Genomic DNA, 23,633 nt, shown 5'->3' with positions numbered 1-23,633 from the left:
AGGCCAACGCTATGATCCGTATTTCCGATGCTGCACAAGCGCACTTTGCCAAACTGCTGGCAAATCAGGAAGAAGGGACGCAAATTCGCGTATTTGTGATTAATCCCGGCACCCCAAACGCTGAGTGCGGCGTATCCTACTGCCCACCGGATGCGGTGGAAGACACCGACACGGCGCTGAAATTTGAACAGCTGACCGCCTATGTCGATGAGCTCAGCGCGCCCTATCTGGAAGACGCTGAAATTGATTTCGTCACCGACCAGCTTGGCTCGCAGCTGACCCTGAAAGCGCCGAACGCCAAAATGCGCAAAGTCGCTGACGATGCCCCGCTGATGGAGCGCGTCGAGTACCTGCTGCAGTCGCAGATTAACCCGCAGCTGGCCGGCCACGGCGGTCGCGTGTCGCTGATGGAGATCACCGACGACGGTCTGGCTATCCTGCAGTTCGGCGGCGGATGCAATGGCTGCTCGATGGTCGACGTAACCCTGAAAGAAGGTATTGAAAAACAGCTGCTGAACGAGTTTCCAGAGCTGAAAGGGGTTCGCGATCTGACCGAGCACCAGCGCGGCGAGCACTCCTACTACTAAGCCTTTCCTCCGGCGGCACCCTGTCGCCGGCTCTCCTTTCTCCTTTCTGTGTTACCGCGCAACATCTCCCACTAAACGACCGGCAAAAACCGGGGAAAGAGTATGACTTAAGTCTCATATTTAACATTTTCCCCGGTCAGGTGATTCTCAACCCTCACATGTTACCCGTATCATCCCCTTCAGGCACCACCGGCAAAAAAATAGCCAGCTATCCTTTCTCTGGGTAAGGATAATGCAAGCGTTTACGGTGCCAGACTATTTTGCTCCCTGACGGAGCGGATGCTCTACAGGTTCAAACTTTGACGTTACCCATAACAAATTAAGGCCAGGTAAATCATGCCATTAGTCATCGTTGCTATCGGGGTTGCCCTGTTATTGCTGTTAATGATCCGTTTCAAAATGAACGGCTTCATTGCGCTGGTTCTGGTGGCGCTCGCCGTCGGATTAATGCAGGGTATGCCACTGGATAAAGTGATCGTTTCCATCAAAAACGGCGTTGGCGGCACCCTTGGCAGCCTCGCGCTGATCATGGGCTTCGGCGCTATGCTCGGTAAGCTGCTGGCAGACTGCGGCGGCGCTCAGCGTATCGCCACCACGCTTATCAATAAGTTCGGTAAGAAGCATATTCAATGGGCGGTGGTCCTGACCGGCTTCACCGTCGGTTTCGCCCTGTTCTATGAAGTGGGCTTCGTACTGATGCTGCCGCTGGTGTTTACCATCGCCGCCTCGGCCCGTATTCCGCTGCTGTACGTCGGCGTACCGATGGCCGCCGCGCTCTCCGTCACCCATGGCTTCCTGCCGCCGCACCCGGGTCCGACCGCGATCGCCACCATCTTCCACGCCGATATGGGTAAGACGCTGCTCTATGGCACCATTCTGGCTATCCCGACGGTTATTCTCGCCGGTCCGGTTTTCGCCCGTTTCCTGAAAGGCATTGATAAGCCGATCCCGGAAGGCCTGCATAACCCGAAAGTGTTCACTGAAGAAGAGATGCCTGGCTTTGGCGTCAGCGTCTGGACCTCGCTGGTTCCGGTGATCCTGATGGCGATGCGCGCCGTGGCCGAGATGATCCTGCCGAAGGGCCACGCCTTCCTGCCGATTGCCGAATTCTTCGGCGACCCGGTGATGGCCACCCTGATTGCGGTACTGATCGCCCTGTTCACCTTCGGTTTGAACCGCGGCCGCTCCATGGAGCAGATCAACGATACCCTGACCTCTTCTATTAAAATCATCGCCATGATGCTGTTGATCATCGGCGGCGGCGGCGCCTTCAAACAGGTGCTGGTGGATAGCGGCATGGATAAATACATCGCTTCTATCATGCACGAATCGAATATGTCTCCGCTGTTTATGGCATGGTCCATCGCCGCGGTACTGCGTATCGCGCTGGGTTCGGCGACCGTTGCCGCCATCACCGCGGGCGGGATCGCCGCGCCGCTGATCGCCACCACCGGTGTCAGCCCGGAGCTGATGGTTATCGCGGTCGGCTCCGGCAGCGTTATCTTCTCCCACGTGAACGATCCGGGCTTCTGGCTGTTCAAAGAGTACTTTAACCTGACCATCGGCGAGACCATCAGGTCCTGGTCGGTGCTGGAAACCATTATCTCGGTCTGCGGCCTGGTAGGCTGTCTGCTGCTGGGGATGGTGGTCTAAGGTTACTCCCGCCACAGAAAAAGGCCGGTCCGCATGATGCGGACCGGCCTTTTTTATCGGACATCCTCTTCGCCGCGCAGAGGAGCGCGCGGCGGGGAGTCATCAGGAGGCGGCTTTTTTGCTCGCCGCCTTGCGCCGTTTATCCAGATCCTTAATCAGCTTATTGACCTGTTCATCGGCAAACATCTGCTCAAGGGTGACGGAAAGCTTCCGGCGCCAGTTCGGGTACTCGGTGCTGGTGCCCGGAATATTGACCGGCGACGCCATCTCCAGCCAGTCTTCCGGCTGCAGGCCCAGCAGGGCGCTGTTGCTGTCGGCAATATAACGTTGCATCCCCCGGTTGAGGATCCCCGTCATGCTCATCAGGGAGGCCTTATGACCGGCACGCTTGGGCAGACAGCCGTACTTATGCAGCGCATCCAGCAGCCCTTGTTTCGCCAGCTCACGGTCCTGGTACAGCCCGCGCAGCACCACCTCATCAGGATAGAGACCCAGCGCTTTACCTAACGTCAGATCGCCGCTTTCCCAGTAGCCGCGGAGGGTGGGCAGGTCGTGCGTCGTCGCCACAGCCATTGATTGCTCCGGGTACAGCGCAGGCGCGCGGAACGTTTTCTCTGCATCGCTCTCAAAATAGAGCACCTTATAAGAATAGACGCCGCTGTTGCGTAACTTGCTGACGATCTCCACCGGTACCGTGCCCAGATCTTCGCCGATCACCATGCAGCGATGACGCTGGCTTTCCAGCGCCAGAAGCGACAGCAGATCGTCGACGGGATACTGAACGTAAGCGCCATGGTCGGCGGTTTCACCATAGGGGATCCACCACAGACGCAGCACCGACATCACGTGATCGATGCGCAACGCGCCGCAGTTCTGCATATTGGCGCGCAGCAGGTCGATAAACGGCTCATAGGCGCGAGCGGCAATAATATGCGGATCCATCGGCGGCAGGCCCCAGTTCTGGCCCAGCGGACCCAGAATATCCGGCGGCGCGCCCACGGACGCTTTCAGGCAGTACAGCTCACGGTCGCACCAGGTCTCCGAGCCGCCTTCGGCGACGCCCACCGCCAGATCGCGGTAGAGGCCGATCGGCATCCCATCGCGCTGGCTGGTTTCCCAGCAGGCGGCAAACTGGCTCCAGGCCAGCCACTGCAGCCAGAGATAGAAACTGACGTCGTCCTCATGCTCGACGCAGAAGGCTTTCACCTCCGGGCTGTCGATATCCTGAAAGGCCTTCGGCCAGGCCGGCCAGCCCCAACGCAGCGGGTCCTGTTGAACCTGCCAGGCGTGCAGCGCATCGAAAGCGGCCTGCCAGTAAAGGCTTTCCCCTTCACGCAGAACAAACTCGCGGAACGCCGTCATCTGCTCATCTTCACGACGAGAGAATCGTTGCCACGCCATACGCAGCGCGGTCATTTTCAGCGTGGTGACCGCGGTATAGTCCACATCATCCGTTTGCCGCGCCGCCTGCAAGGCCTGCTGCGTCGCTGCGGACTGCCACCACGCCTGCGCCTCTTCGCTATGCTGGAAATCGTCAACCGCATTGACGTCGATGTAGATAACGTTCAGCCAGCGACGTGAAGACGGGCTATAGGGGCTGGCGCTCTCCGGGTTCGCCGGATAGAGGGCATGGATCGGGTTGAGACCAATAAACGACCCGCCGCGGCGGGCGATTTCCGGCAGCATGGCGCGCAGATCGCCAAAATCGCCGATCCCCCAGTTTTTCTCCGAACGCAGGGTATACAGCTGCACGCAGGTGCCCCACAGCTTTTTCCCCTCTTTCAGCGGCTGCGGCTCATAGCAGCGGGCCGGAGCGACGATGGTCCGGCAGTGCCAGCGCTCCCCCTCCTGGGTGAGCGTCAGGGAGTGATACCCCTCCGGCAGTTTGGCCGGCAGCGGCAGCGTCTCGCCGCCGCGGGTTTTACCCTGATACTGCTTACCGTCCTCAGTGGTCAGGATCCACTGATACTCACCGCGTCCTGCCACCGGCAGCGACATTTTTTTGCCGTGGGTGAAGATCTTCACGTTCGGCAGCGGGTTAACCGCCACTTTCGTGGCGGCGGTTGAGCGATGCATCGCATCCAGTAGACGCTGTTTGGTGACAGCCGCGATAGACTGCGGCTTGCCGTGCGCGTTGATATAGCTGGGGCTGATGCCCGCCGCCAGCGCGGCATTATCGAGGCGTTTACTCTCCATAGGCCTTCCTTTAGCGTTTCGCCTGCCAGATACGTTGCTGATAATCGCGGATCGAGCGGTCGGAGCTGAACATGCCGCAGCGCGCGGTGTTGAGAATTGTCGCGCGGGTCCAGGCCTCCTGGTCGCGATACAGCTCATCTACCCGTTTTTGCGCCGCCACGTAGGCTTCGAAATCGGCCAGCACCAGATACGGGTCGCCGCCCTGCAGCAGGCTGTGCAGCATCTGGTCGAAGGCATGCTTGTCGCCGTTGCTATAGGTGCCGTTCTCCAGCTCCTTAAGCACCGCATCAAGCAGTTTGTCTTTTTTACGCCATTTCAGCGGATCGTAGCCTTTCGCTTTCAGGGCTTTCACTTCTTCTACCGTGTGGCCGAAGATAAAGATGTTCTCTTCACCGACCTGCTCGGCGATTTCCACGTTGGCGCCATCCAGCGTCCCGACGGTCAGCGCGCCATTCAGCGCCAGTTTCATGTTGCCGGTGCCAGAGGCTTCTTTGCCCGCGGTGGAGATCTGCTCGGAGATATCTGCCGCCGGGATCAGTTTTTCCGCAGCCGAAACACAGTAGTCCGGCAGGAAGACCACTTTCAGCTTATCGCCGACTTTCGGGTCGTTGTTGATCGCTTCCGCTACCTTGTTGATGGCGAAAATAATGTTCTTCGCCAGATAGTAGCCCGGCGCCGCTTTCGCGCCGAACAGGAAGACGCGCGGTACGCGATCGGCCTGCGGGTTTTCGCGGATCTCTTTGTACAGCGCAAGGATATGCAGCAGGTTGAGGTGCTGACGCTTGTACTCGTGCAGACGTTTGATCTGAATGTCGAAAATCGCCTGCGGGTTGATCTCAATCCCGGTACGCTGCTTCACAAACTCGGCCAGATGAACTTTGTTGGCCTGCTTAATATCGCGATAGGTCTGACGGAATGCCGCATCGTCAGCGTATTTTTCCAGATTGATCAGCTGGTCAAGGTCATTGGCCCACTCTTTTTTCAGCGTCTCATCCAGCAGCGTGGCCAGCGCCGGGTTGCACTGCTTGATCCAGCGGCGCGGTGTGATGCCGTTGGTCACGTTATGGAATTTGTTCGGCCACAGCTGGTTATATTCCGGGAACAGATCTTTCACCACCAGGTCCGAGTGCAGCGCCGCTACGCCGTTGACGGCAAAACCGCCCACCACGCACATGTTGGCCATCCGCACCTGCTTGTTATGCACCACCGCCAGTTTCGCCCAGACCTGCTTATCGCCCGGCCAGGTTTTGTCCACCAGCAGTTTAAAGCGGTCGTTAATCTCTTTAATGATCTGCATATGGCGCGGCAGCAGCGCTTTCACCAGCTTCTCATCCCAGCACTCCAGCGCTTCCGGCATCAGGGTATGGTTGGTGTAAGCAAAGGTTTTGCTGGTGATCGCCCAGGCGTCATCCCAGCTCAACTGGTGCTCGTCGATCAGCACGCGCAGCAGCTCCGGGATGGCGATGGTCGGGTGCGTATCGTTCAGCTGGATCACTTCGTAATCCGCCAGCTCGGCCAGCTTGCGGCCTGCCAGATGATGACGACGCAGGATATCGGCCACTGAGCAAGCGCACTGGAAGTACTGCTGCATCAGGCGCAGTTTTTTACCGGCCTGATGGTTGTCGTTCGGGTACAGCACCTTGGTCAGTTTTTCCGCGTCGATGCCCTGCTGCTCGGCGCGCAGGAAATCGCCGTCGTTGAATTTGGTCAGGTTAAACGGATGAGCATGTTTGGCCTGCCACAGACGCAGCGGCTGGGCGACGTTGTTGCGATAGCCTAGCACCGGCAGGTCCCAGGCTTCGCCGGTAATGACGAACGCCGGCTGCCACTCGCCGTTTTTACTGACTTTGCCGCCGATACCGACCTGGACATCCAGCGCGTCGTTATGGCGGAACCACGGGTAGCTGCTGCGGCCCCAGTCGTCCGGAGCTTCCTTCTGCTGGCCGTCGTCAAAGGACTGGCGGAACAGACCATACTGGTAATTGAGGCCGTAACCGGTCGCCGACTGCCCCACGGTCGCCATGGAGTCGAGGAAGCAGGCTGCCAGACGGCCCAGGCCGCCGTTACCCAGCGCCGGGTCGGTCTCTTCTTCCAGCAGATCGGTGAGGTTGACGTCATAGCCTTTCAGCGCGTCGCTCACGCCCTCGTACCAGCCCAGGTTGAGCAGGTTGTTGCCGGTCAGGCGGCCAATCAGAAACTCCATCGAGATGTAGTTAACGTGACGCTGTCCTTGCGCTGGTTTTGCCACCGGCTGCGCCGACAGAAGTTCCGCCAGCGCTCCGCTGACGGCGCGCCACCATTGACGCTGCGTCATCTCGGAAGCGGACTGTAAACCAAAACGCTGCCACTGACGCGTCAGTGCAGCCTGAAACTGAGCTTTGTTAAATGAAGTCTGTGACATAATGAGATCCGGGTCCTTTACTAAAACGATGGCGCTAGTGTGCCGACCTCCCGATTCATCGTCCTCATCCCGACGGGGATTAGACAGGGAGGAGTGCCGGGGATGAGCGAAAAGTGTGATCCTGACCACTATAGTGTGGGTGAGAAGGCCAAAATATGCTGTAAAAATCACCACAGTATGACAGTCGAGATGCCATTTCTGCCGACCAAAAATTTGTTACAGGCCAATACGCGGCAAAAATTTTCCCGCCCTTCGCAGGGTTATTAAAAAAATAAATAGAGACCTCCGGGAAAATAAGCACATTTCATCACATTAACCCGCAAAAAAGATTACTTCTAAGAAATCACTGACAATAATTTAATAAAAACAAACAACTACTTCAGACATAAAATTAATCTCTCCCCGCTCCGCTCACCACCGGCTAAAAACCGCTGATGACGAGTCCTGCCTGCGATTTTTCCCCATTCGCAACCAATGTCGAAATTTGTGACATAGAGCAAATTCAAGAGCATAAACTTCGGACATAACTTGCAATAAATTTCATAATCACCGACCTTATTAGATATTAATTACGAAGCGCAAAAAAAATCGCAACCTCTCTCTTGCACAGCGAAATGTAGAACTATGTTGATTCCGTCCAAATTAAGTCGTCCGGTCCGCCTTGAACACACCGTGGTTCGTGAGCGTTTACTGGCGAAACTTTCCGGCGCGAACAATTATCGTCTCGTGCTGATCACCAGTCCTGCCGGGTACGGTAAAACAACGCTCATTTCTCAGTGGGCCGCAGGTAAAAACGATCTTGGGTGGTTTTCGCTGGACGAAGGCGACAACCAGCAGGAGCGTTTTGCCAGTTATCTGATCGCGGCGATCCAGCAGGCCACCGGCAACCACTGCGCGGCCAGTGAAGCGATGGTGCAAAAGCGCCAGTACGCCAGCCTCTCCTCTCTTTTTGCGCAGCTGTTTATTGAACTCGCCGACTGGCAGCGCCCGCTGTACCTCGTCATTGATGATTACCATCTGATCAATAATCCGGTGATCCATGACGCGATGCGCTTTTTCCTCCGCCATCAGCCGGAGAATATGACCCTCGTGGTCCTGTCGCGGAACCTGCCACAGCTGGGGATTGCCAACCTGCGCGTCCGCGATCAGCTGCTGGAGATTGGCAGCCAGCAGCTGGCCTTTACCCACCAGGAAGCGAAACAATTTTTCGACTGCCGTCTGACGTCGCCTATCGAAGCCGACGACAGCAGCCGGCTGTGCGACGACGTCGCCGGGTGGGCCACCGCGCTGCAGCTCATCGCCCTCTCCGCCCGCCAGAATAACTCCTCCGCCCAACACTCCGCCCGCCGACTCGCCGGGATTAACGCCAGCCATCTGTCGGATTATCTGGTGGATGAAGTGCTGGATAACGTCGACGCCCGCACGCGCAACTTTTTGCTGAAGAGTTCGCTGCTGCGCTCAATGAACGACGCGTTAATCGTTCGCGTCACCGGCGAAGAGAATGGCCAGATGCAACTGGAGGAGATCGAACGTCAGGGGCTGTTCCTGCAGCGGATGGATGATTCCGGCGAATGGTTCCGCTATCACCCGCTGTTTGGCAGTTTCCTGCGCCAGCGCTGTCAGTGGGAGCTGGCGGTTGAACTGCCGGAGATCCACCGCGCCGCGGCGGAGAGCTGGATGGCGCAAGGCTTCCCCAGCGAGGCTATCCACCATGCGCTGGCAGCCGGCGATGCCAAAATGCTGCGCGATATCTTGCTCAATCACGCCTGGGGCATGTTTAACCATAGCGAACTGGGTCTGCTGGAGCAGTCGCTGTCGGCGCTGCCCTGGTCAAATCTGCTGGAAAATCCACGCCTGATCCTGCTGCAGGCCTGGCTGATGCAGAGCCAGCATCGCTACAGCGAAGTCAACACCCTGCTGGCGCGCGCCGAGCAGGAGATGAGCGTCGAAATGGATACCGCGATGCATGGCGACTTTAACGCCCTGCGCGCGCAGGTGGCGATTAACGACGGCGACCAGGACGAAGCGGAACGTCTGTCGATGGTGGCTCTGGAAGAACTGCCGCTGGCCAACTATTACAGCCGCATCGTCGCCACCTCGGTACATGGCGAAGTCCTCCACTGTAAGGGTAAACTGACCAAATCTCTCGCCGTGATGCAGCAGACCGAACAGATGGCCCGCCGTCACGACGTGTGGCATTACGCCCTGTGGAGCATCATTCAGCAAAGCGAAATTCTGTTCGCCCAGGGCTTCCTGCAGGCCGCCTGGGAGAGCCAGGAGAAAGCCTTCCAGCTGGTACGCGAACAGCATCTTGAGCAGCTGCCGATGCATGAGTTCCTGTTGCGCATCCGCTCTCAGCTGCTGTGGGCATGGGCGCGCCTCGACGAAGCTGAAGCCTGCGCCCGTCAGGGGATGGAGGTCCTCTCAACTTATCAACCACAGCAGCAGCTTCAGTGCCTGGCGCTCATGGTGCAATGCTCGCTGGCGCGCGGCGATCTGGATAATGCCCGCAGCCACCTGAACCGACTGGAAAACCTGCTCGGTAATGGTCACTATCACAGCGACTGGGTCTCCAACGCCGACAAGGTGCGGGTGATCTACTGGCAGATGACCGGCGATAAAACCGCGGCGGCCAACTGGCTGCGCCAGACGCCGAAGCCGGAATTCGCCAATAACCACTTCCTGCAGAGCCAATGGCGCAATATTGCCCGCGCGCAGATCCTGCTGGGCGATTTCGAACCCGCGGAAATGGTGCTGGAAGAGCTGAACGAAAATGCGCGTTCGCTGCGTTTGATGAGCGATCTCAACCGCAACCTGCTGCTGCTCAACCAGCTGTACTGGCAGGCAGGACGCAAGAGCGAAGCGCAGAAAGCCCTGCTGGAAGCCCTGACGCTCGCCAACCGCACCGGCTTTATCAACCACTTTGTGATTGAGGGCGAGGCGATGGCCCAGCAGCTGCGCCAGCTGATCCAGCTGAACACCCTGCCGGAGCTGGAGCAACACCGCGCCCAGCGTATTCTGCGCGACATTAACCAACATCATCGCCACAAATTCGCCCACTTTGACGAAGGGTTCGTCGAGCGGCTGCTGAATCACCCGGAGGTGCCGGAGCTTATCCGCACCAGCCCGCTGACCCAGCGCGAATGGCAGGTGCTTGGCTTAATCTATTCCGGCTACAGCAACGAGCAGATTGCCGGCGAGCTTGACGTGGCGGCCACCACCATCAAGACCCACATTCGCAATCTGTATCAGAAACTGGGCGTCGCCCACCGTCAGGACGCGGTGCAGCATGCCCAGCAGCTGCTTAAGATGATGGGATACGGCGTCTGACGACGCCGTTGTCGTTTAGCACAGCTCGAGCTGGAGGTTGTTATCGGTAATGACCTTCAGCACGCCCGCCGGGGGCAGCACGTCGGTATAGACCGCATCGACCATGCTGATGCTGCCCATGTTGACCATCGCGTTACGGCCAAACTTAGTATGGTCCACCACCAGCATCACGTGGCGTGAATTCTCAATGATCGCGCGCTTGGTGCGCACTTCATGATAATCAAACTCCAGCAGCGAGCCATCGCTGTCGACACCGCTGATGCCGAGAATGCCGAAGTCGAGACGGAACTGCGAGATAAAGTCGAGGGTGGCTTCCCCGATGATCCCGCCGTCGCGGCTGCGCAGTTCGCCGCCGGCAAGAATAATGCGGAAGTCCTCTTTCACCATCAGCGTGTTGGCGACGTTAAGGTTATTGGTCACAATCCGCAGATCGTTGTGATCGAGCAGGGCGTGCGCCACCGCTTCCGGCGTGGTGCCGATATCGATAAACAGCGTCGCCCCGTCCGGGATCTCGCTGGCCACCCGCCGGGCGATACGCTCTTTCTCCGCCGTCTGGGTCGCTTTGCGATCGTGCCAGGAGGTGTTCACCGAGCTGGAGGGCAGCGCCGCGCCGCCGTGGTGGCGGAGGATCATTTTCTGTTCGGCTAAATCGTTCAGGTCGCGGCGGATGGTCTGCGGGCTGACCGCAAACTGCTCAACCAGCTCTTCCGTGCTGACGTAACCCTGTTTTTTTACCAGCTCGATAATGGCGTCATGACGTTGTGTTTGTTTCATGAAATATCCCTGGAAAAATGTCGCCTACCCGACCCCTGTCGGTAAGTCTTTATGCGCGTTTTCGCCCATGCAAGGTATCGACAAACGCCATCGCCAGACCGGTCGCCAGACCAGCCACGTGCGCGCCGTTGGCGATCGCCATGCCGAAAACATCAAACCAGCCAGCAATTAACCACACTAAAGAGAAGAGTATTAACCCGCGCTGCAGATAAATACCGCTCTGCGGATCGCGCTCGCCCCGCAGCCAGACATATCCCATCAGCGCGTAGACCACACCCGACAGGCCGCCAAACCACGGGCCGCTAAACTGGTGCTGCACAAAGCCGCTCAGCAGGGCGCTGATGACGGTGATCACCACCAGCTTGCCGCTGCCGATGCGCTTTTCCACCGCGCCGCCGAGATACCACCACCATAGCAGGTTGAAGAGAATATGCATCAGCGAGAAATGCATGAAAGCATGGCTGAAATAGCGCCAGGCTTCGAACTGCAGCGAAGGATCGTAGGGCCAGGCCAGCCAAATCATCACCGGCTGATCGCCCACCAGATTTTGCAGGATGAACACCGCGATGCAGATTAGCAGAATCGCCCAGGTGAACGGGCCGGCGTTATGCCGCAGCGTGGCAAAGAAAGGAAAGCGCTGATAGCGCAACCCGCTATTGGTCTGTCCGGACTGCCAGCTCGCCGCCAGATAGCGCGGGTCCGCCGGGTTTTCGAGAAAACGCGCCAGCTCAGCCCTGACGCGCCCGGCCTGGCTCTCATCAGCCAACCAGACGTCGCTCTGGGTGTGCTGCTGGATAGTCAGGATAATCCCCTGCGTCGCCATATAATCGACAAACGCCTGGGCCACGCGCGGGTTGGCAAAAGAGGTAATCATTAACATGCAGCGAATCGCTTATTCCACACAAAGGGAGATAGTATACCTGCCAGTCGTTAAAACGTCCCGTGCGCCACTTCCGCCGGGAAATGGCGATGCCAGGCGTCGAACCCGCCGTCAACGCTGTAGACCTTATCAAACCCCTGCTGCAGCAGATATTGCGCGGCGCCCTTGCTGCTGTTGCCGTGATAGCACATCACCATCACCGCCGTGTCAAAGTCGTGGTCACGCATAAACGCGCCCAGCGTATCGTTGGTCAGATGAAACGCGCCCGGCGTATGGCCCATCGCATAGCTTTGCGGATCGCGGATATCGACCAAAACCGCCGTCTGCTGATGCAGTTTCTGGTGCGCTTCTTCAACGTTGATACATTCAAACTGTTCCATGGTTCTCTTCTCTTACTCGTCATGACGGGCGATGGCCGGCCCAATTTTACCCTGTAGTGTACCGTCAGGCGGTAAAGAAACGCCAATATGTTACACCCATCACTCCAAAATGTTTTTTTGATGTTACCAAAAGCGCGTTTGTTTGCTATAGTGAGCGATATCGAGCATTTGTGAGCTTAAACGAAAGTGTGAGAGGGTAAGAACGTGGAAACCAAAGATCTGATTGTGATAGGCGGAGGCATCAACGGTGCCGGTATCGCGGCAGATGCCGCCGGGCGTGGTTTATCCGTACTGATGCTGGAAGCGCGCGATCTCGCCTGCGCCACCTCCAGCGCCAGTTCCAAACTGATCCACGGCGGGCTACGCTACCTCGAACACTATGAGTTCCGCCTGGTCAGCGAAGCGCTGGCTGAACGCGAAGTGCTGTTAAAAATGGCCCCGCATATCGCCTTCCCGATGCGCTTTCGTCTCCCGCATCGCCCGCATCTGCGTCCGGCATGGATGATCCGTATCGGCTTATTTATGTACGATCATCTGGGCAAACGCACCAGCCTGCCGGGATCCACCGGCTTGCGTTTTGGCGCAGAGTCGGTACTTAAGCCGGAAATTGTGCGCGGTTTCGAATATTCCGACTGCTGGGTCGACGATGCCCGCCTGGTGCTGGCCAACGCGCAGATGGTCGTCCGCAAAGGCGGCGAAGTACGCACCCGCACTCGCGCCATCTCGGCAAAACGAGAGAATGGCCTGTGGGTGGTGGAAGCGGAAGATATTGATAGCGGCGAGAAGTTTACCTGGAAGGCGCGCGGTCTGGTTAATGCCACCGGTCCATGGGTCAAACAGTTCTTCGACGAAGGGATGCATCTGCGCTCGCCTTACGGTATCCGCCTGATTAAGGGCAGCCACATCGTGGTGCCGCGGGTACATACCCAGAAGCAGGCCTACATTCTGCAAAACGAAGATAAACGTATTGTGTTTGTTATCCCGTGGATGGATGAGTTCTCCATCATCGGCACGACGGACGTCGAGTATAAGGGCGATCCGAAAGCGGTGGCCATTGATGATAAAGAGATTAACTACCTGCTGAACGTCTATAACGCGCACTTTAAAAAGACCCTCAGCCGGGACGATATCGTCTGGACCTACTCCGGCGTCCGTCCGCTGTGCGACGACGAGTCGGATTCGCCGCAGGCGATCACCCGCGACTACACGCTGAATATTCACGATGAGAACGGCCAGGCGCCGCTGCTCTCCGTCTTCGGCGGGAAGCTGACCACCTATCGCAAACTGGCCGAGCACGCGCTGGAAAAACTGACCCCTTATTACAAAGGGATCGGCCCGGCATGGACCAAAACCGCGGTGCTCCCCGGCGGCGATATCGGCGGCGACCGCGACGACTACGCGGCAAAACTGCGCCGTCGCTTCCCGTTCATCAGCGAATCACTGGCCCGCCATTATGCCCGCACCTACGGGAGCAACAGCGAGTGGATCCTGAAGGAAGCCAGCGCCCTGAGCGATCTGGGAGAAGATTTTGGCCATGAGTTTTATGAAGCCGAGCTGAAGTATCTGGTTGAGCATGAATGGGTGCGCAGCCTGGATGACGCCATCTGGCGCCGTACCAAACAGGGCATGTGGCTGAATGGCGAGCAGCAGGCGCGCATCAGCGAATGGCTGGCGCAGCATGCGGGAAAGTCTGAGCTGTCGTTAGCGTCGTAACGCTGCCCGGCGGAAACGCCTGAGGCCAGGTTCAACCGCAATAATGAAACAACGGGGCCAAATGGCCCCGTTGTGTTGCGTTGACTGGCTTACAGCCTTACCGGGTCGATATGCCAGATATATTTCGCGTACTCCTGGATCGTCCGGTCGGAAGAGAAGTAGCCCATGTTGGCAATATTCAGCATCGCCTTATAGGCCCACTCTTCCGGATGTTGATACAGCTCGTCGACGCGATCCTGGCAGTCCACATAGCTGCGATAGTCCGCCAGCACCTGGTAGTGGTCGCCAAAGTTAATCAGCGAATCCAGCAGGTCGCGGTAGCGCCCCGGTTCCGACGGGCTGAAAACGCCGGTACCGATCTGCGTCAGCGCCTGGTGAAGCTCTTCATCCTGCTCGTAGTATTCGCGCGGTTTATAGCCACTGCGACGCAGCTCCTCCACCTCTTCCGCGGTGTTACCGAAGATAAAGATATTCTCTTCGCCCACGTGCTCCTGCATCTCCACGTTCGCCCCGTCGAGGGTGCCGATAGTCAGCGCGCCGTTAAGGGCAAACTTCATATTACTGGTGCCGGAAGCTTCCGTGCCTGCGAGGGAGATCTGTTCCGACAGGTCTGCTGCCGGAATGATCAGCTGCGCCAGGCTGACGCTGTAGTTGGGGATAAAGACCACCTTCAGCTTGTCGCCAATCTGCGGATCGTTATTGATTACCGCTGCCACATCGTTGATCAGGTGAATAATATGCTTGGCCATGTAGTAGGCTGAAGCCGCCTTACCGGCGAAAATATTCACCCGCGGCACCCACTCGGCCTGCGGATCGGCTTTGATCCGGTTATAGCGGGTAATAACGTGCAGCACATTCATCAGCTGGCGTTTGTACTCGTGAATGCGTTTGATCTGCACATCAAACAGCGCCTTCGGATTCACCACCACATTGAGCTGCTGCGCAATATAGCTGGCCAGCCGCTGTTTGTTTTCCAGTTTAGCCTGACGCACCGCCTGGTTGACCGTCGGATAGTCGATATGCTGCTTCAGCTCGTCAAGCTGGCTCAGATCGGTCCGCCAGGTGCGGCCGATATGCTCATCCAGCACTTTCGACAGCGGCGGGTTGGCCAGCGCCAGCCAGCGGCGCGGCGTGACGCCGTTGGTCACGTTGGTAAAGCGCATCGGGAAAATTTTAGCGAATTCGGCAAACAGCGACTCCACCATCAACCGGGAATGGAGCTCCGACACCCCGTTGACTTTGTGGCTGACCACCACCGCCAGCCAGGCCATCCGCACGCGACGGCCGTTGGACTCGTCAATGATCGAGGTACGGCTGAGCAGCGCGGTATCGTTGGGATACTGCTCCTGCAGAGTCTTGAGAAAGTAGTCGTTAATCTCAAAGATAATCTGCAGATGGCGCGGGAGAATTTTACCCAGCATATCCACCGGCCAGGTCTCGAGCGCTTCGCTCATCAGGGTATGGTTAGTATAGGAGAAGACCTGGCAGGTCACCTCGAACGCCTCGTCCCAGCTGAATTTATGCTCATCGATAAGCAGGCGCATCAGCTCCGGTATCGATAGCACCGGGTGGGTATCATTCAGGTGAATGGCAATCTTGTCCGCCAGGTTGTCATAGGTCTTATGCAACATGTAATGGCGGCTCAGGATATCCTGCACCGTGGCCGAGACGAGGAAATACTCCTGGCGTAGGCGCAGCTCGCGGCCGGAGTAGGTTGAGTCGTCCGGATAGAGCACGCGGGAGACGTTTTCGGAGTGGTTCTTATCCTCTACCGCGGCGAAATAGTCACCCTGATTGAACTTACCGAGGTTTATTTCGCTACTGGCCTGTGCGCTCCATAGACGCAGCGTGTTGGTGGCGTCAGTGTCAAAGCCGGGGATAATCTGGTCGTAGGCTTCAGCGATGATCTCTTCCGTCTCAATCCAACGGGTTTTCTTCCCCTCCTGCTGAATGCGGCCGCCGAAGCGCACTTTATAGCGGGTATTGTGGCGCTCAAACTCCCACGGGTTACCGTACTCCAGCCAATAGTCAGGGGACTCTTTTTGCCGGCCATCGACGATATTCTGTTTAAACATCCCGTAGTCGTAGCGGATCCCATAGCCGCGTCCCGGCAGGCCTAGCGCCGCCAGGGAGTCAAGGAAGCAGGCCGCCAGGCGGCCCAGACCGCCGTTGCCAAGCCCGGGGTCGTTCTCTTCATCGATCAGCTCTTCGAGATCGAGCCCCATCTCCGCCAGCGCGCTGCTCACATCGTCATAGATGCCGAGCGACAGCAGGGCATTCGAGAGGGTACGGCCGATCAGGAACTCCATCGACAGATAGTATACCTGGCGCACTTCCTGCGAGAGCTGCGCGCGGTTGGAGCGCAACCAGCGCTCCACCATGCGATCGCGAACGGCAAACAGCGTGGCGTTAAGCCATTCATGCTTGTTGGCGATGGCCGGATCTTTGCCGATGATAAACATCAGCTTATAGGCAATAGAATGCTTTAACGCCTCAACGCTCAGCGTCGGTGATGCATAGCTAAAGGGTACATTCATAACAATGACTCCAGTGGTTACATCAAGCGTTGATAAAGTTCGCGATAGGAGTTCGCGGCAACCTGCCAGCTAAAATCCATATTCATCGCCTGACGCTGCACATAGCGCCAGAGCGATGGGCGCGACCAGAGGACAAAGGCGCGACGAATAGCGCGCAGCAATGACAGCGCATTGCTGTCCTCAAAGACAAAACCTGTCGCCAGACCATCGGCAAGGTTCTCCAGCGAACTGTCTGAGACCGTGTCCGCCAGACCGCCGGTGCGGCGCACCAGCGGCAGCGTACCGTACTTCAGACCGTACAGCTGGGTCAGGCCGCAGGGTTCAAAGCGGCTCGGGACCAGAATGACGTCGGCGCCCCCCATAATGCGGTGGGAGAAGGCCTCATGGTAGCCAATCTGCACGCCCACTTTGCCTGGATGTTCGGCGGCGGCGGCGAGGAACCCTTCCTGCAGCACCGGATCGCCGGCGCCCAGCAGCGCCAGCTGGCCGCCCTGCTCAAGCAGGCCCGGCAGCGCTTCGAGCACCAGATCCAGCCCTTTCTGGCTGGTGAGACGGCTGACGACAGCAAACAGCGGCGCTTTATCATCGACCTTCAGGCCCATGGCGATCTGCAGCTGACGCTTGTTCTCCGCCTTCTCCTCCAGCGTGTCGCGATCGTAGCGCATCGGCAGCAGGAGGTCGTTTTGCGGGCTCCAGATACCGTCGTCAACGCCGTTGAGAATTCCCGACAGCCGTCCTTCATGATGGCGCTGACGCAGCAGCCCCTCCATGCCGTAGGCGTACTGCGGCTCGGTGATCTCGCGCGCGTAGGTCGGGCTCACCGCCGTAATATGATCGGCGTAGTAAAGACCGGCCTTCAGAAACGAGATCTGGCCGTTAAACTCGAGGCCATGCATGTTGTAAAACGACCACGGCAGTTCGATATCATTCATATGCCAGGAGTAAAACATCCCCTGGTACGCCAGGTTATGCACGGTAAAGACCGATTTAGCCGGGCGGCCGCGCGCCGCCAGGTAGGCCGGCGTCAGGCCGGCGTGCCAGTCGTGGGCATGGACCACATCCGGTCGCCAGAATGGATCCAGTCCGCTGGCCATTTCGCTTCCCACCCAGCCCAGCAGCGCAAAGCGCAGAACGTTGTCGGTATAAGCGTGCTGGTTGGTATCGTGGTAAGGGCTCCCCGGCCGGTCATAGAGATGCGGGGCGTCTATCAGATAGATCCCCACGCCGTTAAAGTGGCCGTACAGCAGCGTGATCCGCCCGGCGAACGTATCCCGGCGGGTCACCACCTGGGCATCCACCACGCCGCGGCGGATATCAGGAAACGCCGGCAACAGCACGCGCGTATCGATACCCTCCGCGATTTGCGCCGCCGGCAGCGCGCCGATGACGTCCGCCAGACCGCCCGTCTTTAACAGCGGGAACATCTCAGAACATACATGTAAGACCTGCATTAGCGCTCCTGTTTGTGCCCCAATTTCCGCAGCATGTCGCGGGTCACCAGCACGATACCTTCCTCTGCGCGATAGAAGCGGCGTGCATCCTCTTCCGCGTTCTCACCAATCACCATACCTTCCGGGATGACGCAGGCGCGGTCAATCACGCAGCGACGCAGGCGGCATGAGCGCCCCACCCAGACATCTGGCAACAAGACTGCCGAATCAATGTTACAGAATGAGTTCACCCGCACGCGCGGGAACAGCACCGACTGCACCACCACCGACCCGGAGATAATGCACCCCCCGGAAACCAGCGAGTTCAGGGTCATGCCGTGGCTACCGGAGCGGTCCTGCACGAACTTCGCCGGCGGCAGCGATTCCATATGGGTACGGATCGGCCAGTTCTGGTCGTACATATCCAGCTCCGGCGTGACTGACGCCAGATCGAGGTTGGCCTTCCAGTAGGCTTCCAGCGTCCCCACGTCGCGCCAGTACGGCTCGGCGTTCGGGTCGGACTGCACGCAGGAGAGCGGGAAAGGATGTGCATAAGCCATGCCAGCTTCAGTGATCTTCGGAATGATGTCTTTGCCGAAATCATGGCTGGAGTTCTCGTTGCGATCGTCTTCTTCCAGCAGCTCATAAAGATAGGCGGCGTCAAAGACATAAATGCCCATGCTGGCCAGCGATTTGGTCGGGTCGGTCGGCATCGCCGGCGGGTTGGCGGGTTTCTCGACAAACTCAATGATCTTTTCGTTTTCGTCGACCGCCATGACGCCGAAGGCGGATGCCTCTTCAATGGGCACCGGCATGCAGGCCACGGTGCAACGCGCCCCTTTTTCGACATGGTCGATCAGCATGCGCGAGTAGTCCTGCTTATAAATATGGTCGCCCGCGAGGATCACCACGTACTCGGCCTTGTAGCGGCTGATGATATCCAGGTTCTGCGTCACCGCATCCGCCGTGCCGCGATACCAGTTTTCGCCGTGTACGCGCTGTTGAGCCGGCAGCAGATCGACAAACTCGTTCATCTCTTCGCTGAAGAAAGACCAGCCGCGCTGGATGTGCTGCACCAGCGTATGCGACTGATACTGGGTAATAACGCCGATGCGGCGGATCCCTGAGTTAATGCAGTTAGATAATGCGAAATCGATAATACGGAACTTGCCGCCGAAGTGAACGGCAGGTTTCGCACGCTTAATGGTGAGATCCTTAAGCCGGGTGCCACGGCCGCCCGCGAGGATCAACGCCACGGATTTGATGGGTAATTGACGCGCCAGCATCAGCGGATCGTTTTTTTCAAGCCTAACCATGATTAACTCCTTTTTACACCCCCGCTTTCCTGCTCATCCCGCCGCGCCGCCGCCACGGGTTTACCGGAAGCTTCAGGGCTTACGACCTTTGAAATACGCACACTCCGTGCGCGGGCCCATGCCAGACAGCCATGATGACCGGATTATCCTCTCCGGCGAATGGAGGAACGGCGCGCCATTCCCCCTCGGGTAAAACCATATCGACCACCTCTGCGGTGGCGTTCAGCGTGAGCAGCCAGCGATCCGACAACTGGATTTGCATACACGCTGCCCCCTGCTGCCACTCCCCGGCAGTCAGCGGCTGGGCATTGCGATTAAGCCAACGGACGCTACCATCCCCCTCCTGCCACCAGCGGTTGCGGGTGAGCGCCGGAATGCGCCGGCGCAGGTGGATCAGCGCCGCGGTAAAGGCGGTTAATCCCGGGTTCGCCTGGCGCCAGTCCAGCCACGTCAGGGCATTGTCCTGGCAGTAAGCATTATTGTTGCCGTGCTGGCTGTGGCCTTGCTCATCGCCCGCCAGCAGCATCGGCGTCCCCTGAGCCAGCAGCAGCGTCGTCAGCAGCGCATGCACGCTGGCGCGTCGCCGTTCAATCACCGCAAAATTAGCTTCTAATCCTTCTATACCATGATTGTTGCTGTAGTTATTGTTAGTCCCATCGCGATTCTCCTCCCCGTTTGCCTCATTGTGTTTCTGATTGAAACAAACGCAGTCGCGCAGCGTGAAGCCATCGTGGGCCGTCACCAGGTTGACCGTCGCCGATGGCGGCTTGCCATCACGGGCAAAGAGATCGCTGGAGGCCGCGAAGCGTTGCGCGAAATCCCCCAGGGAGACGTTTTGCTGCAGCCAGAAGCGGCGGGCGCTATCGCGAAAATGGTCGTTCCACTCGGCGAACAGCGGGGGAAAATTGCCCACCTGGTAGCCCCCCGGGCCGATATCCCAGGGTTCGGCGATCAGTTTCACCTGCGACAGCACGCTGTCGTGGCGGATAGCCTCGAACAGTGGCGCATCCTGGCGGAATTCCGGTGTCCGCCCCATCACTGAGGCGAGATCGAAGCGAAAACCGTCGACATGGCACTCATCCACCCAGAAGCGCAAACACTGGCGCGCCAGTTCCACTACCCCCGGGTGGCTGAGATTGAGCGTATTCCCGCACCCGGTCCAGTTGTGATAATCACCATCTTCCCTTACCCAATAATAGCTACGGTTGTCGATTCCGCGCAGGGAGACGGTGGGACCTTCAAGATCGATTTCCGCGCTATGGTTGAGCACGATATCCAGTATCACTTCGATACCGGCGGCGTGCAGCGCCTTAACCGCATCGCGAAACTCATCCAGGGCGCGCGTCGGGTCGCTGGCATAGCGCGGATCCAGCGCGAACCATGCCAGCGGGTTGTAGCCCCAGTAGTTACTCAACCCCATCCGCTGCAGTCGCGGCTCGCTGGCGAACTGCGCCACCGGCAACAGCTCAAGGGCGCTAATGCCCAGCGATTTGAAGTAAGCGATCATTACCGGGTGGCCCAGCGCCTTATAAGTTCCGCGAATAGCTTCCGGCAGCTGCGGATTAAGCAGGGTGAGCCCTTTCACGTGCGCTTCATAAATCACCGTTTCCCCCCACGGGGTACGCGGCGGTTGATCGCCCAGCCAGTCGTAATGCAGATCCACGACCTGCGATTTTGGCGCTATCGCGGCGCTGTCGCGATGATCCGGCTGCCACATTCCGCCGTGCAGGCGTTCGTCGTCCGGCAGCTCGCCTTCCACCCGGTGCGCGCAGGGATCGAGCAGCAGCTTGGCCGGGTTAAAGCGGTGTCCCTGCGCCGGATCCCAGGGACCATGCACCCGGTAGCCGTAGCGCAGGCCCGGCCCGACGCCAGCCAGCCAGCCGTGCCAGATGTCGCCGCTGCGCGCCGGGAGATCGAAGCGTTGCTCGTTGCCCTGCTCGTCGAACACGCACAGCTCCACCCGCTCCGCGTGGGCGGAGAAGAGGGCGAAGTTCACCCCTTTGCCGTCATAGCTGGCGCCCAACGGCGCAGGTTTGCCTGCCGCGAGGGTGGTCATTGCGCCTCCCGGACCAGCCAGATCGTCGCCAGCGGCGGCAGGGTCAGGGACAGCGAATGTTCGCGACCGTGGCTGGGGATAGCATCGCTTTCCACCACGCCGCCGTTGCCCTGGTTGCTGCCGTGATAGTGCATTGAGTCGGTATTCAACGCCTCGCGCCAGCGGCCCGGCTGGTTGATGCCGAAGCGGTAGTCATGGCGCGGTACCGGCGTGAAGTTGCTGGCGACGATAATCTCGTTCCCGGCCCGGTCGCGGCGCACAAAGACAAACACCGAGCGCTCATGGTCGTCGACCACCAGCCATTCGAAGCCGTACGGGTCGAAATCCAGCTCGTGCAGCGCCTTATGGTGGCGATAGGTATGGTTCAGGTCGCGCACCAGCCGCTGAACGCCGTGGTGCCAGTTGTCGCCGCCCTCCAGCAGATGCCAGTCGAGGCTGCCGTCGTGGTTCCACTCGCGGCCCTGAGCGAACTCATTGCCCATAAACAGCAGCTTTTTCCCCGGGAAGGCGAACAGCCAGCCGTAGTAGGCGCGCAGGTTAGCGAACTTCTGCCAGGCATCCCCCGGCATGCGGTCGAGAATCGATTTTTTGCCGTGCACCACTTCATCGTGGGAGAGCGGCAGCACAAAGTTCTCGGTGTAGTTGTAGAGCATGCCGAAGGTCATTTTGTCGTGATGGTAGCGGCGATGCACCGGATCGAGCTTCATGTAATCCAGGGTGTCATGCATCCAGCCGAGGTTCCATTTGAACCAGAAACCGAGGCCGCCGCCGGCTGGCGGACGGGTTACCCCGGCGAAATCGGTGGACTCTTCCGCCATGGTGACCGCGCCCGGCGTCTGTTCGCCAAGGATGCGGTTGGTGTTGCGCAGAAACTCAATGGCTTCCAGATTTTCCCGGCCGCCGTATTCGTTAGGGATCCACTCCCCCGCCTTGCGGCTGTAGTCGCGATAGATCATCGAGGCCACCGCGTCGACGCGCAGCGCATCGATGCCGAAGCGTTCGATCCAGTACAGCGCGTTACCCACCAGGTAGTTGCTGACTTCCCGACGTCCGTAGTTGTAGATCAGGGTATTCCAGTCCTGGTGATATCCCTCGCGCGGATCGCTGTGCTCATACAGCGAAGTGCCGTCAAACGAGGCAAGGGCAAAATCATCCGCCGGAAAGTGGCCGGGCACCCAGTCAAGAATGACGTTCAGCCCGGCGGCGTGCGCGGCGTTGATAAAGTAACGGAAATCGTCACGAGTGCCGAAACGGCGGGTCGGTGCATAGAGGCCGGTAGGTTGATAGCCCCAGCTGCCGTCGAACGGGTGCTCGTTAACCGGCAGCAGCTCGAGATGGGTGAAGCCCATCCATTTCGCGTAGGGGACCAGCTGGTCGGCCAGCTCGCGGTAGCTCAGCCAGAAATTATTGTCGGTATGGCGACGCCAGGAGCCGAGATGCACTTCATAGATAGAGATCGGGGCATCAAACTGGTTCGCCGCTCTGCGGTCCGCCGGCTGTTCCACTTTGGGCGGCAGGTCGCAGATAAGCGAGGCGCTTTCCGGACGCATTTGCGACTCAAAGGCGTAAGGGTCGGCTTTGACCCGCAGGTGGCCATGGGCGTCAATCAGTTCGAATTTATACAGCTGGCCATTGTGCGCGCCGGGAACGAACAGCTCCCAGATCCCGGACTCTTTGCGGAATCGCATCGGGTGGCGTCGACCGTCCCAGTAGTTAAACTGCCCCACCACCGAGACACGGCGGGCGTTCGGCGCCCACACCGAGAAACGGGTGCCGGTAACGCCGTCCATGGTGGCGGCATGCGCGCCCAGCGTTTCGTAAGGGCGCAGGTGGGTCCCTTCCGACAGCAGCCAGACGTCAAGATCCTGCAGCAGCGGACCAAAGCGATAAGGGTCATCAATCAGATTCTGCTGTCCGTGCCAGGTGACGGCCAGCTGATAGCGAAAGGCGTTTTTACGCCGCGGCAGAACGCCGCTGAAAAAACCACGCGAGTCGAGGCATTCGAGCTTGCCGACTTTGCGTCCGGTTTTTGGTTCAATAACCCACACATCGGTGGCATCGGGTAATAATGCGCGCACTTCCAGCCCGGCGTCGGTACGGTGCATGCCGAGCACGGAAAAAGGGTCCGCGAAATGACCGGCGATTAGCGCATTAATCACGTCTCTATCGATATGATTAGACATGCTTTCATCCTGTTGTAAGTGTCGCTCATTCCTGTAACTGGCGACTTTTTTGACCTGAACGGCGCAGCGCTTTTTGCATCCTTCTGCTCCGTCCCACCTTCAGGTAAGGAATTCCTTACTTAAAGCATAGCCAAGGCTGAGTTACCTCCGTGGGGAAAAATCTAACATCCGCGTTTACTCCTTGTATTACGCAAAAA

The 23,633-nt window shown here is 58.5% G+C and carries 14 protein-coding genes; 4 read left to right on the top strand and 10 right to left on the bottom strand.

Going from position 1 to position 23,633, the window contains the following annotated elements:
* Positions 1 to 11 precede the first annotated feature (11 nt).
* Positions 12 to 587, top strand: a complete 576-nt coding sequence (gene nfuA / locus ACQUTP_RS16550) for a Fe-S biogenesis protein NfuA (protein WP_004202143.1) — start codon at positions 12 to 14, stop codon at positions 585 to 587.
* A 336-nt stretch (positions 588 to 923) separates the two neighbouring features.
* Positions 924 to 2,240, top strand: coding sequence for a gluconate transporter (gene gntT / locus ACQUTP_RS16545; protein ID WP_004202142.1), 1,317 nt, complete (start codon positions 924 to 926; stop codon positions 2,238 to 2,240).
* Between the two features lie 102 nt (positions 2,241 to 2,342).
* Here gntT and malQ read toward each other — a convergent pair whose 3' ends face one another.
* A complete protein-coding gene (malQ, locus tag ACQUTP_RS16540; RefSeq protein ID WP_004202141.1) occupies positions 2,343 to 4,436 on the bottom strand; it encodes a 4-alpha-glucanotransferase in 2,094 nt (697 codons plus the stop codon).
* A 10-nt stretch (positions 4,437 to 4,446) separates the two neighbouring features.
* Complete coding sequence (malP, locus tag ACQUTP_RS16535) at positions 4,447 to 6,837, bottom strand: maltodextrin phosphorylase (protein ID WP_004202140.1); 2,391 nt, start codon at positions 6,835 to 6,837, stop codon at positions 4,447 to 4,449.
* A 624-nt stretch (positions 6,838 to 7,461) separates the two neighbouring features.
* Between malP and malT the strand changes: the two genes are divergently transcribed.
* Positions 7,462 to 10,167 carry an HTH-type transcriptional regulator MalT gene (gene malT, locus ACQUTP_RS16530; protein ID WP_004202139.1) on the top strand — a complete coding sequence of 902 codons (2,706 nt, stop codon included), beginning with the start codon at positions 7,462 to 7,464 and terminating at the stop codon, positions 10,165 to 10,167.
* Positions 10,168 to 10,182: 15 nt separating this feature from the next.
* On the opposite strand, the gene ACQUTP_RS16525 is transcribed toward malT, so the two are convergent.
* The 3 genes from ACQUTP_RS16525 to glpE are packed head-to-tail and all read right to left on the bottom strand — an operon-like array spanning position 10,183 to position 12,201.
* Positions 10,183 to 10,941, bottom strand: a complete 759-nt coding sequence (locus tag ACQUTP_RS16525; RefSeq protein WP_002920548.1) for a DeoR/GlpR family transcriptional regulator — start codon at positions 10,939 to 10,941, stop codon at positions 10,183 to 10,185.
* 49 nt (positions 10,942 to 10,990) lie between these two features.
* Complete coding sequence (glpG, locus tag ACQUTP_RS16520) at positions 10,991 to 11,821, bottom strand: rhomboid family intramembrane serine protease GlpG (RefSeq protein ID WP_017899968.1); 831 nt, start codon at positions 11,819 to 11,821, stop codon at positions 10,991 to 10,993.
* 50 nt (positions 11,822 to 11,871) lie between these two features.
* Positions 11,872 to 12,201, bottom strand: a complete 330-nt coding sequence (gene glpE / locus ACQUTP_RS16515; protein WP_004202138.1) for a thiosulfate sulfurtransferase GlpE — start codon at positions 12,199 to 12,201, stop codon at positions 11,872 to 11,874.
* Positions 12,202 to 12,405: 204 nt separating this feature from the next.
* On the opposite strand from glpE, the gene glpD reads away from it, so the two are divergent.
* The gene (glpD, locus tag ACQUTP_RS16510) at positions 12,406 to 13,914 is read left to right on the top strand and encodes a glycerol-3-phosphate dehydrogenase (protein ID WP_428902456.1); all 1,509 of its coding nucleotides are present in this window, start codon (positions 12,406 to 12,408) and stop codon (positions 13,912 to 13,914) included.
* Positions 13,915 to 14,003: 89 nt separating this feature from the next.
* Here glpD and glgP read toward each other — a convergent pair whose 3' ends face one another.
* From glgP to glgB, 5 genes are all read right to left on the bottom strand, one after another.
* Positions 14,004 to 16,451: a glycogen phosphorylase gene (gene glgP, locus ACQUTP_RS16505; RefSeq protein ID WP_004202135.1), complete on the bottom strand. Its 2,448-nt coding sequence runs from the start codon at positions 16,449 to 16,451 to the stop codon at positions 14,004 to 14,006.
* Between the two features lie 17 nt (positions 16,452 to 16,468).
* On the bottom strand, positions 16,469 to 17,902 hold the full coding sequence (gene glgA, locus ACQUTP_RS16500) for a glycogen synthase GlgA (RefSeq protein ID WP_004202133.1): 1,434 nt from the start codon (positions 17,900 to 17,902) through the stop codon (positions 16,469 to 16,471).
* A complete protein-coding gene (gene glgC, locus ACQUTP_RS16495; protein WP_428902455.1) occupies positions 17,902 to 19,197 on the bottom strand; it encodes a glucose-1-phosphate adenylyltransferase in 1,296 nt (431 codons plus the stop codon). The genes glgA and glgC overlap by 1 nt, the downstream gene beginning before the upstream one ends.
* A gap of 79 nt (positions 19,198 to 19,276) precedes the next feature.
* Positions 19,277 to 21,253, bottom strand: coding sequence for a glycogen debranching protein GlgX (glgX, locus tag ACQUTP_RS16490; RefSeq protein WP_049004489.1), 1,977 nt, complete (start codon positions 21,251 to 21,253; stop codon positions 19,277 to 19,279).
* A complete protein-coding gene (glgB, locus tag ACQUTP_RS16485; protein ID WP_017899970.1) occupies positions 21,250 to 23,436 on the bottom strand; it encodes a 1,4-alpha-glucan branching enzyme in 2,187 nt (728 codons plus the stop codon). The genes glgX and glgB overlap by 4 nt, the downstream gene beginning before the upstream one ends.
* Between the last annotated feature and the right edge of the window lie 197 nt (positions 23,437 to 23,633).

Source organism: Klebsiella sp. 2-CIP_Kleb. (assembly GCF_050378715.1).
In the GTDB taxonomy this organism is placed as follows: Bacteria; Pseudomonadota; Gammaproteobacteria; order Enterobacterales; family Enterobacteriaceae; genus Klebsiella; species Klebsiella quasipneumoniae.
The sequence above is the reverse complement of the archived record's forward strand: the minus strand, read 5'-3'. Positions and strand labels throughout refer to the sequence as shown.